At 51.4% G+C, this 14,569-nt stretch carries 13 protein-coding genes; 5 read left to right on the plus strand and 8 right to left on the minus strand.

Annotation, left to right across the window (positions count from 1 at the left end):
- Positions 1-8: 8 nt before the first annotated feature.
- Complete coding sequence (locus tag DHN43_RS03245; protein WP_108817708.1) at positions 9-323, minus strand: cupin; 315 nt, start codon at positions 321-323, stop codon at positions 9-11.
- Between the two features lie 196 nt (positions 324-519).
- Between DHN43_RS03245 and DHN43_RS03250 the strand changes: the two genes are divergently transcribed.
- Positions 520-1,587: a dipeptidase gene (locus DHN43_RS03250; protein WP_108817709.1), complete on the plus strand. Its 1,068-nt coding sequence runs from the start codon at positions 520-522 to the stop codon at positions 1,585-1,587.
- A gap of 47 nt (positions 1,588-1,634) precedes the next feature.
- On the opposite strand, the gene DHN43_RS03255 is transcribed toward DHN43_RS03250, so the two are convergent.
- On the minus strand, positions 1,635-2,129 hold the full coding sequence (locus tag DHN43_RS03255) for an Lrp/AsnC family transcriptional regulator (RefSeq protein ID WP_057462781.1): 495 nt from the start codon (positions 2,127-2,129) through the stop codon (positions 1,635-1,637).
- Positions 2,130-2,266: 137 nt separating this feature from the next.
- On the opposite strand from DHN43_RS03255, the gene DHN43_RS03260 reads away from it, so the two are divergent.
- A complete protein-coding gene (locus DHN43_RS03260) occupies positions 2,267-2,719 on the plus strand; it encodes a DUF2000 domain-containing protein (RefSeq protein WP_108817710.1) in 453 nt (150 codons plus the stop codon).
- A 112-nt stretch (positions 2,720-2,831) separates the two neighbouring features.
- Here the strand turns inward: DHN43_RS03260 and DHN43_RS03265 are convergent, their stop codons facing one another.
- From DHN43_RS03265 to DHN43_RS03280, 4 genes are all read right to left on the minus strand, one after another.
- A complete protein-coding gene (locus DHN43_RS03265; protein WP_063293277.1) occupies positions 2,832-4,442 on the minus strand; it encodes an ABC transporter ATP-binding protein in 1,611 nt (536 codons plus the stop codon).
- Positions 4,443-4,451: 9 nt separating this feature from the next.
- A complete protein-coding gene (locus DHN43_RS03270; protein WP_057462784.1) occupies positions 4,452-5,579 on the minus strand; it encodes an ABC transporter permease subunit in 1,128 nt (375 codons plus the stop codon).
- A gap of 12 nt (positions 5,580-5,591) precedes the next feature.
- Positions 5,592-6,515 carry an oligopeptide ABC transporter permease OppB gene (gene oppB, locus DHN43_RS03275; protein ID WP_057462785.1) on the minus strand — a complete coding sequence of 308 codons (924 nt, stop codon included), beginning with the start codon at positions 6,513-6,515 and terminating at the stop codon, positions 5,592-5,594.
- Between the two features lie 105 nt (positions 6,516-6,620).
- A complete protein-coding gene (locus DHN43_RS03280) occupies positions 6,621-8,207 on the minus strand; it encodes a peptide ABC transporter substrate-binding protein (RefSeq protein WP_063288129.1) in 1,587 nt (528 codons plus the stop codon).
- Between the two features lie 385 nt (positions 8,208-8,592).
- Between DHN43_RS03280 and DHN43_RS03285 the strand changes: the two genes are divergently transcribed.
- A complete protein-coding gene (locus tag DHN43_RS03285; RefSeq protein ID WP_199914764.1) occupies positions 8,593-10,413 on the plus strand; it encodes an ABC-F family ATP-binding cassette domain-containing protein in 1,821 nt (606 codons plus the stop codon).
- Between the two features lie 174 nt (positions 10,414-10,587).
- On the opposite strand, the gene DHN43_RS03290 is transcribed toward DHN43_RS03285, so the two are convergent.
- Together DHN43_RS03290 and DHN43_RS03295 are read right to left on the minus strand one after the other, a co-directional pair.
- Entirely contained in the window at positions 10,588-10,908 is a 321-nt protein-coding gene (locus DHN43_RS03290; protein WP_057462788.1) for a carboxymuconolactone decarboxylase family protein, read from the minus strand.
- A gap of 210 nt (positions 10,909-11,118) precedes the next feature.
- Positions 11,119-11,805: a potassium channel family protein gene (locus DHN43_RS03295; RefSeq protein WP_208981836.1), complete on the minus strand. Its 687-nt coding sequence runs from the start codon at positions 11,803-11,805 to the stop codon at positions 11,119-11,121.
- A 479-nt stretch (positions 11,806-12,284) separates the two neighbouring features.
- Between DHN43_RS03295 and DHN43_RS03300 the strand changes: the two genes are divergently transcribed.
- On the plus strand, positions 12,285-12,752 hold the full coding sequence (locus tag DHN43_RS03300) for a hypothetical protein (RefSeq protein ID WP_108817711.1): 468 nt from the start codon (positions 12,285-12,287) through the stop codon (positions 12,750-12,752).
- A gap of 719 nt (positions 12,753-13,471) precedes the next feature.
- On the plus strand, positions 13,472-14,395 hold the full coding sequence (gene lepB / locus DHN43_RS03305) for a signal peptidase I (RefSeq protein WP_108817712.1): 924 nt from the start codon (positions 13,472-13,474) through the stop codon (positions 14,393-14,395).
- Positions 14,396-14,569: the final 174 nt, after the last annotated feature.

A 14,569-nucleotide genomic window follows, 5' to 3' on the forward strand; every position in this document is an offset into this window, starting at 1 on the left:
GCCTGGTATCAGACACTGCCCTCAGTCTCAACGACCAGCACACGCGCCTCACCATGAGGCTGTGCTATATGTTCAGTGCCGATTGAAGCATAGAAAATATCGCCTGTGTTCAATAGAGCGGAGAGTTCCTCGCCGTTTTGGCGATACTTCATCTCCACGCATCCAGACAGTACGACAAACACTTCCTCCCCCTCATTCACGTGCCATTTGTAGGGCTGATCCGTCCAATGCAGCCGTGTGGTAATGTCATTCATGTTGGCAATCTGCTGTGCACCCCAGGCTTTGTCTGCCGTAAAGTCAGAGCTTCTGATCACTGTCGCCATTGCGCTGTTCCCTCATAAAACCATCCAGAAATATCCGCTGATCCTATTGATTTTAAGGGTTTAATATTTAACAGTGTAGTTTCAAATTCCGCCAATGTGACCTAGCTTTGTGCCAGTGGCCTTGGGCTTTGCGTAGATCCCTTTTGCTTTTCACATTTGGTTTTTCTCATAGCATTTTTCATTTTCGGAGTTCTTCATGACAGATACTGCCTCCAACCTGGTTCCGGTTTTTGACGGCCATAACGATACGCTGCTCTCGTTGGAGCGTCGGTCAAATACTCCCAAGGAACGCAGTTTCTTTGAGGAGGCTGGTCACGATCACATCGATCTGCCACGCGCCCGCAAAGGCGGTTTTGCTGGTGGGCTGTTTGCCATGTTTACCCCTTCTGTGCGAGCCAAACCGAAGGAAGGTAAAGAGGTTGACTTCAAAAGCCCTGAGCATTTCAAAGGCGTGTCCCAACAGGAAGCGCTGGATTATACTCTGAAGCTTCTTGATATTGCAGAGGACCTTGAAGCCGAGGGGAATGGTGAGGTGAAGATCTGCCGTTCAACTGTTGCAATCAAGGAGGCAATGGCAGCTGAGCAACTGGCGATGATGCTGCATGTTGAAGGCGCCGAGTGCATCGATAAGGACTTTGAAGCGCTGGAGCTGCTGTATAATCGCGGTTTGCGCTCTATCGGTCCTGTATGGAGCCGTGAGACTATCTTCGGATATGGCGTGCCGATGGAGTTTGAGCACAGCCCAGACATTGGTCCGGGTCTTACTGATGTGGGTAAAGAGCTGGTGCGCCAGTGTAATCACCGTAAGATCCAGCTGGACGTGTCTCACTTGAATGAGAAAGGCTTTTGGGATCTGGCCAAGATCACCGACAAGCCGATCGTGGCGAGCCATTCCAACGTGTTCAAGATCTGTCCAATGAGCCGGAACCTGACAGATAAGCAACTTGATGCGATTGCTGAATCCAAGGGACTGGTGGGTATCAACTTTGCGGTCTTCTTCCTGCGTCCTGATGGACAGCTGAACTCTGACATGCCTTTAGACGTGATCCTGCGCCATGCGGACTATCTGATCAACAAACTGGGTGAAGATGGTGTTGCGCTTGGGTCAGACTACGACGGCTGTCTGGTTGCCAACGACATCAAGGATGTGGCTGGTTTGCCAAACCTGATCGAAGCCTTCCGCAAAGCAGACTTCGGTGAGGACCTGATCGCCAAGATCGCGCACAAGAACTGGATCAGCGTTTTGGAGCGAGCGGGGATTTAATTCCCCTTCCTTGCCGCGAAGATGTGAAAAATGGGTTGGCATGTCAGTCAAACAGGCCAGCCCGTGAGCGGCTTTAGCTCCTTGAGCACAAAGTTGCTTTCCATAGCTTTAATGCCCGGAAGGCGCCGTAGGATGTTCATCGAGAATTCGGCATACGCATCAAGATCTTCGCAAACCACTTGCAGCACGAAATCAACTCCCCCTCCGACTGAGTAGCAGGCAATGACCTGCTCAAGCTTCAGCACAGCCTTTTCAAACTCCACGGCCTGTTCTGCATTGTGCGCGTCAATCTGGATCATCACGACAACGAACACACCAAGGCCCAGAGTTTTTCGATCCAGACGAGCGGCGTAATTACTGATCACCCCTTCCTGCTCTAACCGTCTGACGCGCCGCCAGCATGGCGAGGTGGACATACCCACCTTTTCGGCAAGCTCAGTATTTGAAAGGCGTCCCTCCTTCTGCAAAACCTGAAGGATTTTCCTATCTGCGGCATCCAGCTGAACAGCTTTCTTTTGTTGCCCACTACTTTCAAGAGACATTTTGCACTCCTATTGGTAGACTATACCTAACTTTGGCTATTTTCAGGTAGCACCTACCTATATATCGCTCATTTTAGGGTAAGATAGATCAACCTTCTCTTCTGCATCCAGATATTGTCCCCATAAAGGAGACAAGGATGCTTACTAATCAAATCAAGAAACAACCACTTCGAGGTGAACAGGATTTCCGGCTTGCGATTGTGGCAGACCCGGATCTACCTACGGGTCTGCTCGCAAATACGGTCGGGGCTATATCAATTGGGATTGGAACAGAAAACACCGGGTTGGCCGGAGTAACTTTAACGGACCGTGAGGGTGTATCCTTCAAATGCAGTGCGGATCGTCCCGTCCCTATCCTGCAGGCCAATATCGATCAAATGCAGAACTTATTGACGAAGTCCTCCGCACACCTTGACGAAATTACTCTGGTTGTCTTTCCCGCCTTTGCCAGATCAATCCATTCTTTCGCTGAGTATGACGCTCTGGTGCCTACGCAGGCTCTGAAGACAGAGAAGATAGACGGGATCGGGATTTGTGGTCCAAGCAAACTGGTGCGCTCACTTGTGGGAGCGCTCAAGCTGTTAAGATAGTTTGAGTGCAAACGATGCGGTGCACTTTGACAGTGAACCTCTCACGCCTCATGCAAAAACCCCGGCGCGTTGCACCGGGGTTTTCAATTTTAAAAGCTTTGATCGCTTAGCTTCAAGCTGGCTTCAACGCAGCAGCTTCGAGCAGTTCTTTGGTGTAGTCTTCTTTCGGGTTGGAGAAGATTTCTTCTGCCAGTCCCTTTTCAACCACTTCACCCTTCTGCATCACCATCACAGTATCGGACATGGCGCGAACCACGGCCAGATCGTGAGAGATGAAGAGATAGGTCAGGCCATGCTCTTTTTGCAGGTTGCGCAGAAGCTCAACCACCTGCTTTTGCACGGTACGGTCCAACGCGGAGGTTGGTTCGTCCAGCACAACAAGCTTTGGATTGAGGATCATGGTGCGTGCAATCGCGATACGCTGACGCTGACCACCAGAGAACTCGTGTGGGTAGCGGTTGCGCATGGCTGGGTCCATGGACACTTCTTCAAGCGCCTGGATAGCCCGCAGATCACGTTCCTTGGCTGAAAGCTGAGGCTCATGCACCAACAGACCTTCGGTGATGATCTGGCCCACGGTCATACGCGGAGACAGAGACCCGAACGGATCCTGGAAGATGAGCTGCATTTCTTTACGAAGCGGCTGCATCTTCTTTTTGGCTGCACCGGTGATGTCGTTTCCGAGGTAAACAACACGGCCACCTGCTGTTGGCAGAAGCTGAAGCACAGCACGGCCCAGAGTGGATTTACCGGAGCCGGACTCGCCTACGATGCCGAGTGTCTGGCCTTCACGCACTTCCATGGAAATGTCGTTTACAGCGCGCAGGACGTGATTTGGTTTGAGGAAACCAGTTTCGGTTTCAAACTCAACGCGCACGTCCTTTGCATCCAGAACAATCGGGTTGGTGTCAGGTACAACGGCTTTAGAACCGGTTGGCTCTGCATCCAGCAGCATCTTGGTGTAGTCGTGCTGAGGATTACCAAAGATTTCTTTGGTGTTGCCCTCTTCAACAACTTCACCGGACTTCATCACATACACACGGTCGGAGATGCGCTCAACGATACCCAGATCGTGGGTGATGAACACAACTGCCATGCCGAGGCGTTTTTGAAGATCTGCCATCAACTCAAGAATCTGAGCCTGAGTGGTCACGTCCAACGCAGTGGTTGGCTCATCCGCGATCAGGATATCCGGATCGTTTGCGAGCGCCATCGCGATCATGACACGCTGGCGCTGACCGCCAGACATCTCATAGGGGAACGCCTTCACTTTACGTGCCGGCTCAGGAATACCCACGAGTTCCAGAAGCTCTACAGCGCGCTTTTTAGCTGTTGCCCAGGTGTATTCCCCGTGCTCAACCATTGGCTCACAGAGCTGGCGCTCAATGGAGTAGAGCGGATCCAGAGAGGTCATCGGCTCCTGGAAGATCATGGTCACTTTCGCACCACGGATCTTGTTGAGCTGACGAATGGAAGACCCAAGGATGTTCGTGCCGCGGTAACGGACTTCACCATGGGTGATGCCGTTGCCTGCCAGAAGCCCCATGGCTGCCATCATGGTCTGGGATTTACCAGAGCCAGACTCGCCCACAATCGCGACAGTCTCGCCGGAGTCCACATGGATGTTCACGCCTTTTACTGCGTGAACCATGCCGGTGTTGGTTTCGAAATCAACTTTAAGAGTGTCGATCTCAAGAACAGTGTTTTCGTTAATCTTGCTCATTCTGTCCTCTTATCGATCCTTAGGGTCCAGCGCATCGCGCAGACCGTCGCCGATGAAGTTCAGCGCGAACAATGTGGAGGTGAGGAAGATTGCCGGGAACACCAGCATCCATGCAGCACCTTGCAGGTTACGCGCACCTTCGGAGATCAACACACCCCAAGAGGTCATTGGCTCCTGAACACCAAGGCCCAGGAAGGACAGGAAGCTTTCCAGCAGGATCACTTTTGGTACCAGCAGGGTCATGTAAATCACAACCGGACCAAGGGTGTTTGGAATGATGTGGCGCTTCAGAATTCCGCCACCTTCAACACCCATAGCTTCCGCAGCCTGTACGTATTCCTGGCGTTTGATGGACAAGGTCTGACCGCGCACAATACGCGCCATATCCAGCCACTCAACAGCACCCACGGCAATAAACATCAGGACGAAGTTACGGCCAAAGAACACAACAAGCATGATCACGAAGAAGATGAATGGCAGTGAGTAGAGGATGTCTACAACACGCATCATCACCAGATCGACCCTGCCACCGAAGTAACCGGAGGCAGCCCCCCAGAACACACCGATGCTGATTGCAACGAAGGTTGCCAGCAGACCGATGGTCAAGGAAACACGACCTGCAATCAGTGTACGGGTGAGCATGTCGCGGCCGTTTGCATCCGTACCGAAGTAGAAGTGCATATACTGAATGTCAGCGGTTACAGTCGCGCTCTTTTTATCTGAAGAGATGTTGCTGATTGCAGCACTCTCAAACAGATCAGAACGATCGAAGTAACGCGCATAACGCTCATCCAGTTTACGACGGGATGTTACTGTTGCAGTCACCTTGCCATCGTTCAGCTCGTAGCTGTCGACGGTCATACGAGCACGCTTTGCAATTTTTGCAAAGGCTGGCTGGATCTCATCCTGCTTCGGATAAGCTTCCAGGCTCGCAGGCTGCTTCACGTAATCGCGATAAACCTGATCGTATGGGTGCGGTGTCAGCATTGGCCCAACGACGGACAGCAGTGTGATCACTGCCAGCACGATCAGAGAGGTCACTGCTGCTTTGTTTGCGAGAAGACGATCACGGGCGTCATCCCACAGCGAGCGGCCCATTTTCGGGGCTTCTTTCAGCTGGTCGGAGGTAACACTCATAAATTCGAGTCCTCAGTCAAAACGCACACGAGGATCAAGCATTGCATAGAGCAGATCCACGATGAGGTTGAAGATAATGACGAAACAAGCGACGACCACGACAGTACCCATTACGAGTGTGTAGTCACGGTTCAGAGCGCCTTGTACGAAGTAGCGGCCAATACCCGGGATACCGAAGATGGTTTCGATAACAACGGAACCGGTCAGCAATGCAGCAGCTGCAGGGCCGAGGTAGGACACAACCGGTAGGATGGCACCACGCAGAGCGTGAATGACAACGACGGTGTATCCGGACAGGCCATAAGCGCGTGCTGTGCGGACATGGTTGGAACGCAGTGCTTCAATCATTGAACCACGGGTCAAACGGGCAACAACTGCAATCTGCGGAAGAGCCAGCGTTACGACAGGCAGAACCATGTTGACAAAGGCGCCACCGCCCCAGCCCCCGACAGGGAGCCAACCAAAATGCACACCCAGTATGAGTGTCAGAATTGGTGCCACAACAAAATTCGGGATGGTCACCCCGAGTGTCGCAACGGCCATCACAGAATAGTCGACGCCTTTATTCTGGCGCAGCGCTGCGATAACCCCCAAAAACCCACCAACAGCCAGGGCAAGAGCCAGTGCAGAAAGACCGAGCTGCATGGAGATTGGAAGACTTTGGGCGAAAAGTTCATTGATCGAGAAATCTCGGAAGAAGAAACTTGGACCAAAATCACCGGACAATACGCTCTTGAGATAAATGAGGTACTGCTCCCAAAGAGATTTGTCCAAATTGTAGATCTTGTTCAGATTCTCCATAACCTTTGCTTCCAATGGACGTTCCAGATCGAACGGACCACCTGGCGCTACGCGCATAAGGAAGAAGGAAATCGTAATGATCAAGAACAAGGTCGGTATCGCGCTGAGCAATCTGCTCAGGACATAGCGTAACATGGGCCTTGCTTCTCCAGTTGTTTATCGTTTTTATTTACCGATAGTTCACAAAAATGCCAGCCATGAGCTATCCTGCATGACTGGCATTTTCTGTCGCGTTAAAGATTACTTGTTAATCTTGACGAAGCGGCTTGGATGCACGTCCAACAGGTTGGTTTCGAAACCGGAAACCTTATCAGAAACGAGGTTTTTAGAGCCGTAGTACATCAAAGGCAGGAATGGCAGATCACGCATGAAGATAGTTTCTGCTTTCTTCAGGATCGCTGCACGCTTTTCTAGGTCAACAGTTACAGCTGCTTCATCCATGAGTGCATCGTACTCAGGGTTTTCATAGCGAGCGTAGTTGAAGCCTGTGTTGTCGCTTTCAGTCATGAACAGGAAGTTCTGCGGGTCGGAGTAGTCACCGATCCAGCCTGCACGAGCAACATCGAAATCACCACGGTCACGCAGGTGTGCGTAGTGGGTCTTGGTGTCAGTGTTCAACATGGACACTTCAACGCCAAGAGGCTTCCACATGTCTGCAATTGCAACAGCAGTGTTCTTGTGGTTCTCAGAGGTGTTGTAACGGATTTCAACCTTCAGAGGGTTGCTCTGGTTATAACCTTTGGATTCAAGAATCTTCTTAGCTTCTTCCTCACGGTCGAGCAGGTCAGTTTCTGCCCAAGGAGCGTAAGCTGGTTCGCCGTAGTTGTCGATTCCAGGAGGCACGAGGGAGTAAGCAGCAACCATAGTGCCGCCCCAAATGTCTTCTGCAAGGAATTCACGGTCGATTGCCATGGACAGAGCCTGACGAATATCAGGGTCTTTCATAGCTTCAGATTCATGGTTCAGCGCGTAGTAGTAGTTGCCGAGATATGGTGCGACTTTAAACTGATTGCCCAAAGTGCCACGAATGAAGTCGATCTGCTCCAGTGGGGCATCGTTGTTGGTGTCCAGTTCGCCAGCCTGGAAGCGGCGAAGAGCAGCACCACGGTCTTCAGTCGGGTAGAACTTAACTGAATCCAGAGCAACGTTTGCTGCGTCATGGAAGTAAGGGTTCTTAACTGCGGTCACAGCATCGTTCGGTACGAAGCTGGACAGTACAAACGCGCCGTTGGTTACGATGTTGGCTGGCTTTACGAAGTCAGAACCAAACTTTTCAACGGATGCAGGGTGTACCGGAAGACCGGACTGGTGCGCCAGAAGCTGGATGAAGTAAGGGGTTGGAGCGTGCAGCTTGATTTCAAGGGTCTTGTCATCAATTGCTTTAACGCCGAGCTTCTCACCTTCCATGTCGCCTTTGTTAACGGCTTCGGAATTCAGGATAGGGTAGAGAACGTTTGCGTATTTCGCACCGGTCATTGGGTTCATGATGCGGCGCAGGGAGTAAACGAAGTCACCAGCCAGAACCGGATCGCCGTTTGACCACTTTGCGTCGTCACGCATCTTGAATGTGTATGTCAGACCATCGTCAGAAACAGTCCAGCTTGCGGCCGCGCCGGGGATGATTTCACCCTTCGCGTTGTAAGCAACAAGACCCTCATAAAGATCACGCAGAATGTGAGCTTCATAAGTTGTAGATGTCTTGTGCTGGTCAAGTGTTTCTGGGTCAGCGGAATTACCACGGTTGTATACGGTTTCAGCCGTGGCAGATAGCGAAGTAGCAGCAATAAGGGCTGCAGCTAGCGCTGACATACGAATGGACTTGATCATGCAGATCTCCCCTCTCCTCAAGTTACATTCCGCCAGATTTGGAGACTGGCAGTTCGCAGCAACATTTCACTGTTGCGTTATTATAGCAAGTGTCGGAGGATCAAAATTTCCTCGTAATCGGAGATTATTTTAATCTCTTATTTACATTATGAACGATTACGGAAGCATTATTTCCAATATAGACTAAATTTGGAACAATTATTTCAAATTACGTTACTGAATCTTTTGCAATCGCGTCACTATGACGCCCAGCATTTGTGCTCCCCGTTTTTTCACAGGGGCGGCAAAAAACTTTCACCTTGGCTCATTTGTGGTAGAGCACTACCAACAAATCTACTCCTAGCGTTGAAATGCGCTGTTTTGGGAATCTGGAAAGACAAGCTTAATGGCACCACCGCTTCTTCATGTGCGAGACATACACCTTAACTTTGGAACCACACCTCTTCTGACTGGTGCAGAGCTGCAAGTCGGGGAAGGCGAGCGGATCTGCTTAGTTGGTCGAAACGGGTCTGGCAAGTCGACATTGCTGAAAATCGCTGCGGGATTAACAGAGCCGGATAAGGGCGAGTATTTTTTGCAGCCGGGGCGGACGATCCGGTACTTGCCTCAGGAGCCGGATCTTTCGGGGTATGCGACAGTGCTTGCCTATGCTGAAGGTGGGCTGGCTCCTGGTGATGATCAATATCGGGCCAAATACCTATTAGAAATCCTAGGCTTAACGGGTGAGGAAGATCCGGATACGCTTTCGGGCGGGGAGGCCAAGCGCGCGGCGATTGCGCGGGCTTTGGCCCCGGAGCCGGACATTTTGTTGCTGGACGAGCCGACCAACCATCTGGACCTTCCGGTGATTGAGTGGCTGGAATCTGAACTGAAGCAGATGAAGTCTGCCATTGTTTTGATCTCGCATGACCGCCGCTTTTTAGAGAACCTATCCCGCGTAACCTACTGGATTGACAGAGGTATCTCCCGCCGTATGGATCAGGGCTTTGCCAAGTTTGAAGAGTGGCGGGACAAGGTTTTTGAAGAGGAAGAAAAAGAGCAAGCAAGGCTGAATGAGAAGATTCGGCAGGAAGAGCATTGGATGGTTTATGGCGTGACTGCGCGTCGTAAGCGGAATATGCGGCGGGTGCGGGAGCTGGCTGATCTGCGTCAGCAGCGCAAGGAGCATAAAGGACCGCAGGGCAGCGTGAAGATGGCTGCCACTGAGGGGGATATCTCCGGTAAGCTCGTCTCTGAAGCCAAGCACATCGGCAAGACCTACGAAGAGCGCCCAATCGTCAAGGATTTCTCCACCCGCATTTTGCGTGGGGACCGGATTGGCTTTGTGGGGCCGAACGGGGCTGGCAAGACCACCTTGCTGAAGATGCTCACCGGCGAGCTTGCACCGGATGCCGGCACGATCCGTCTTGGCGCCAACTTGCAGATGATCACGCTGGACCAGAAGCGCGAGAAGCTGGACCCCAATGACACACTCGTCAATGCTATGACGGGTGGCAGCGGGGACATGGTTATTCTGGGTGACACTTCCAAGCATGTCATGAGTTATCTCAAGGACTTCCTGTTTAAGCCGGAACAAGCGCGCACCCCTGTGCGTGTGCTTTCGGGCGGGGAACGGGGACGTTTGCTGCTGGCGCGTGCGCTGGCTGCGCCTTCCAATTTGATGGTGCTTGATGAGCCGACCAACGATCTGGACCTTGAGACACTGGACCTGTTGCAGGAGCTGATTTCTGATTATCCCGGCACCGTCCTGCTTGTGAGCCATGATCGTGACTTCCTTGACCGCATCTGCACCAGCATCATTACGATGGAAGATGAGAGCGGCAATTGGGGTGAGTATGCTGGTGGTTACACCGACATGGTGCGCCAGCGCGGTGAAGGTGTGCAGGCGCGTAAAGTTGCCAAGGCGGACAAGGCTTCCGGTGCTGCGAAGGAGGATAAGTCCTCTACTGCTGCGCCGAAGAAGGAGACCAAGAAGTCCGGCCTCAACTTTACTCAGCAGCACCGCCTGAAGGACATTCCGGGTGAGATTGAAAAACTGGAAGCGAAAATCACTAAGGGCCAGAAGGAGTTAGAGGATCCGAACCTGTTCAGCTCCAATCCGGACCGTTTTCACAAAGTGATGACCGCTGTTGGGAAGCTGCACGAGGACCTTGCTGCGCTTGAAGAAGAGTGGCTGGAGCTGGAGATGCTTGCCGATGAGGGCTAAGCACCTCATATCCCTATGATTTTAGAAAAGGCTTCGGAGGTTTCCGGAGCCTTTTTTGTTTGCGTTATTTTGTGCGTTCATTTGCGTTACTTGCGAGATACCAGCGTTTTTTATGAAACTGGTCGCGTGGTAGCACTGGTGCTCAGAGGCTGGCTTATCCCCCTGCCCGCAGTGTTATTCATCATGCTCTATCATGTGGGTGCCGTGGGTGATGGCGCTGCTGGCGCGGATGGCGGCGGCGATGAAGACGACTTCGGCGAGCTCTTCATCTGTTGCGCCGCAGACCTTGGCGTTCTCGCGGTGGATCTCGATACAGTATGGGCATTGAGTGGTGAGTGCGGCGGCCAGTGAAATGAGCTGCTTGTTCTTTTTGGAGATCACGCCGTCGGACATGGCCTCTGCATTGAAGGCGATGAACATCTTCCAGGTTTTACCGGTTGCCAAAGAACTGAACTTCTTCAGCTTGCGCATATTGTCCATGGAGAACATTGGCATGGGCGACCTTCCGGTTGGCTCAGGTTTTTCCGGGCAATTAAAACAGGCTGCGCTTAATAACCACCAATGAAACCCGTTCAGCTTTAATCAGGATCAGACGGGTCGCTTTCATTCTTTATTTTGGAAAAGCCGCAGGCGCTATTTTTTAAAAGGGCTGCAGGCGCCATTTTGGAAAAAGCCGCAGGCGCGGTTTTGCAGCTATCGCGCACATCAGTCCTTCTTTTTCGGCTGCCTGTATTTGAGGAATTTGCCGACGATGATGGCGGTGAGCACCACCATGTAGAACTGGCCAGCCAGCCCAACAATGATTGCGGCCTTTCGGGCGATGGGTGTCAGTGGAACGATGTCGCCGTAGCCGATTGTCATCAGCGTGATGAAGGCGGCGTACATGAGGGCTTCTTCCTGTGAGTGGGTCTCTACATTTTCTATGGGCAGGCCTTTGAAGGAGCCCGGGTGCACGTGCTCTATAAGTATAAAGAGAAAGAACGAGACCATGCCGATTGAAATGTAGCCGCTGAGCACGCCCAGCACCACGCGGTAGTTTTCTTCAAACGTCCTGAGCATCTCATCAATCAGCACGACGGCCACCACAGCATGGAAGGCAAAGAAGATCACAATTTGCGGGACCAGCGGGTCAATTGTCGGAAAGATTGGCGTGTCAAGAAACGACAGGATCAGCGAGCAGGCAAGCAACACGGCGACCAACCTGAAAAACTGCCTCCTTTTTAACGTGATGAGCATGCCGGTTGCGATGTTGAAGCTATAAAACGCGTTGAAAACAGGCGTGTCCAGTGTCTGGCCCGGCAAGATCAAAGCGCCGAACATGAGCATCATCTGACTGAAGAGAAACACCTCAATCCGATAATCAAACAGACTCTTTAGAGATTGCGACCGCACCGGGGACCCCAGTTTTCTTTGTTATTTTGCGCTAATTTTCGCAAAAGAAGGCTAAAGAATGGGAAATCTGGCGAGTGGGTTTGCCCATGAAATTTGGGAGCGTGTCAGTGCGTAGCAATCTTGCCTCATGCCTTTCTGTCTCACTCCCCGCATGCGACGTTGAGCCGAGTTATGTGTTTGGAAAAACACACGTTATGCATGTCTACATTTAAGAGTCTCAAGTTCACTTATGTATTATTGACTCAGATCAACAATAAATTACTAGAAACACACCTTATTTTCGACAAGCCTGAAGCAAGTTTGACTATAATATTCTCAAAAAAGACACATACTAAACTACATTGCGTCACTTTTTCCTACAACAACTTACCATATCGATAATATGCAGGACAAATTTAAAAGTTTAACTTACTCATGTTTTCGGGCAGTGCGAAATTACTAAATTTCGCATTTCTAATAAAGTAAAAGGAAAATTTTATATGCGGTACAACTTCAATCCTGATTACTTCAATTTCGGCGGTGCTCCTAATCCTGGCACCAACAGCATTTCATCTGGCAACAACTCGGTTGCACCAGGGAACACAGTCAACACCACTGGAAACACGATCACGACGCCGAGTGGAACCATCACAGATGGCCCTGCTCCAATTTCCTATGACAATCCATATGATGATTTTGACTTCGGCAACCTTGGCGGCAACAGCATCAACACCGGCGGCAATGTTGTAACCGGATCCGGCAACTCCGTCACAACCGGTGGCCACCATGTCACTGGTTCCGGTGTTAATCTTGATACTGGAGGTCACACGGTCGTTGGCTCTGGCATTACTTTAGATACCGGTGGCCATAGCGTTGGCAATCCAATGGATTACGATGGCGCTGATTATGGCGGCTATGACGCGGCCTCAGATTACAGCAGCTTTGATTACGGCGACTTCTTCCTCTAAGCAGCCCCCACGCTCCAGTCTGAGCCCCTTTTCTAACTGGAGCGTACCCACTTTTGTTGCAGCTGATTAGCTGTGCCTCCGGTGCCTATTTCGAGGCTGCGATCAAGAGTTGCAAACACTCAGGAGATGACGGCACAGGTTTAAGCGCCACCACCTCACCTCTTCGCCACCTCACCTCCCCACCGACGTCATCCCGGCCCCCGAGCCGGGACCTAGGGCCGCATGCGCTGAGGCTGGTTTGGAGACTACACAAAGTCGCTTCCAATCTGATGCGTCATTACAAGGCGAAGATACCGAGAGGCTTGACCTCGCCGCTCTAGGTCCCGCATCGCGCTGCGCTTGTGCGGGATGACGGCATGAGGGGATCTGCCATCGCCCCATCATCTCACCTCCCCACCGACGTCTTCCCGGCCCCCGAGCCGGGACCTAGGGCGGCATGTGCTGAGGCTGGTTTGGAAACAACACAAAGCCGCTTTCAATCTGATGCGTCATTTCAAGGCGAAGATACCGAGAGGCTCTACCTCACCCCTCTGGGTCCCGCATCGCGCTGCGCTTGTGCGGGATGACGGCATGAGGGAGCTGCCATCACTCCATCACCTCGCCTCCCCACCGACGTCTTCCCGGCCCCCGAGCCGGGATCTGATCTCGAAATTGCGACTTACACAGTGCGCAACTTATGCTATTAACTTCACAATTATTAACTAGTCACAGAACTCATCATGACAATACCAATTGTAAGAAAACGTCGATGGTTAGTAGCATTTCTACTGCAATTCTTCGGCGCATCAGGCTACTTGTATGTTGGGCGACCAAAGCGCTTTTTCTTTTTTATTGTTTTGCTCTGGCTTGCTCTAATATTCATGCTGGTTCCAATGCCGAACTTCATAGATAGCAGAGTCTATTTGGGCATTTTCTTTCTTGTTTGGCTGGCCCTGTATCTGACTACATACATTGACTTATTTATGCTGTCGCGGAGCCAGAAAGAATATACTCTTAAGCGCTATAATCGGTGGTGGGTTTACTTAGTCGTCTGGCTTTTGTTCCCGTTTCCACTCCAAATCGTAAATGCCGTACTTCTCCCACAGCGGCAAATTCGGACATTCTTTGTAGCATCTGGCAGTGACCAGCCAAACCTACTCAGAGGCGAATACATCGTTACGGATGCAGGAGGCTTTAGTGGCTTTGCTCCGAAACGTGGCGATATTGTTGTCTTTAAACTACCTAGTGATGGTCAAAGCGATTACATAAAACGTGTAATTGGTTTGCCGGGAGACACCGTGCGCTTGGATGATGGCAAAGTCATCTTGAATGGAAAAGCACTTGAACTAACCCCCTTGCCTGTATTTGAAACAACAGATGTGTACGGTGAAACCGTGCAAATCCCGCAAATGCTCGAACATTTACCAAATGGGAAAAGCTATCCAATTCTGAATCTCGTTCCAAACAGCTTCTTTGATAATACACCTGAGTATATTGTACCTAAAGGACATTACTTCATGCTAGGTGACCATCGGGATAATTCGCAAGACAGCCGTGTTCTTGCGGAGGTCGGATATGTTCCAGCGGAAAACATTTTTGGAAGAGCCGCGTTTATCTACTGGTCGGATGATCTGAGCAGGGTCGGAACGCTGATTAATCCATAGGTCGTTGTGGGTATAGATCCCAGCTCGGGGGCCGGGAAGACACCGGTGGGGGGGAGGCTTGTGCTAGTGCCTCTCTTCGCCGTCATGCCGGACGGAGCGGAGTGGAGATCCGGTATCCAGTACTGAGATGGTGAGTTGTGGTGGGGTGGCTCTGGGTCCCGCATCGAGTGCGGG

The sequence above is a fragment of the Pseudovibrio sp. Alg231-02 genome, from assembly GCF_900143565.1.
Classification (GTDB): Bacteria; Pseudomonadota; Alphaproteobacteria; order Rhizobiales; family Stappiaceae; genus Pseudovibrio.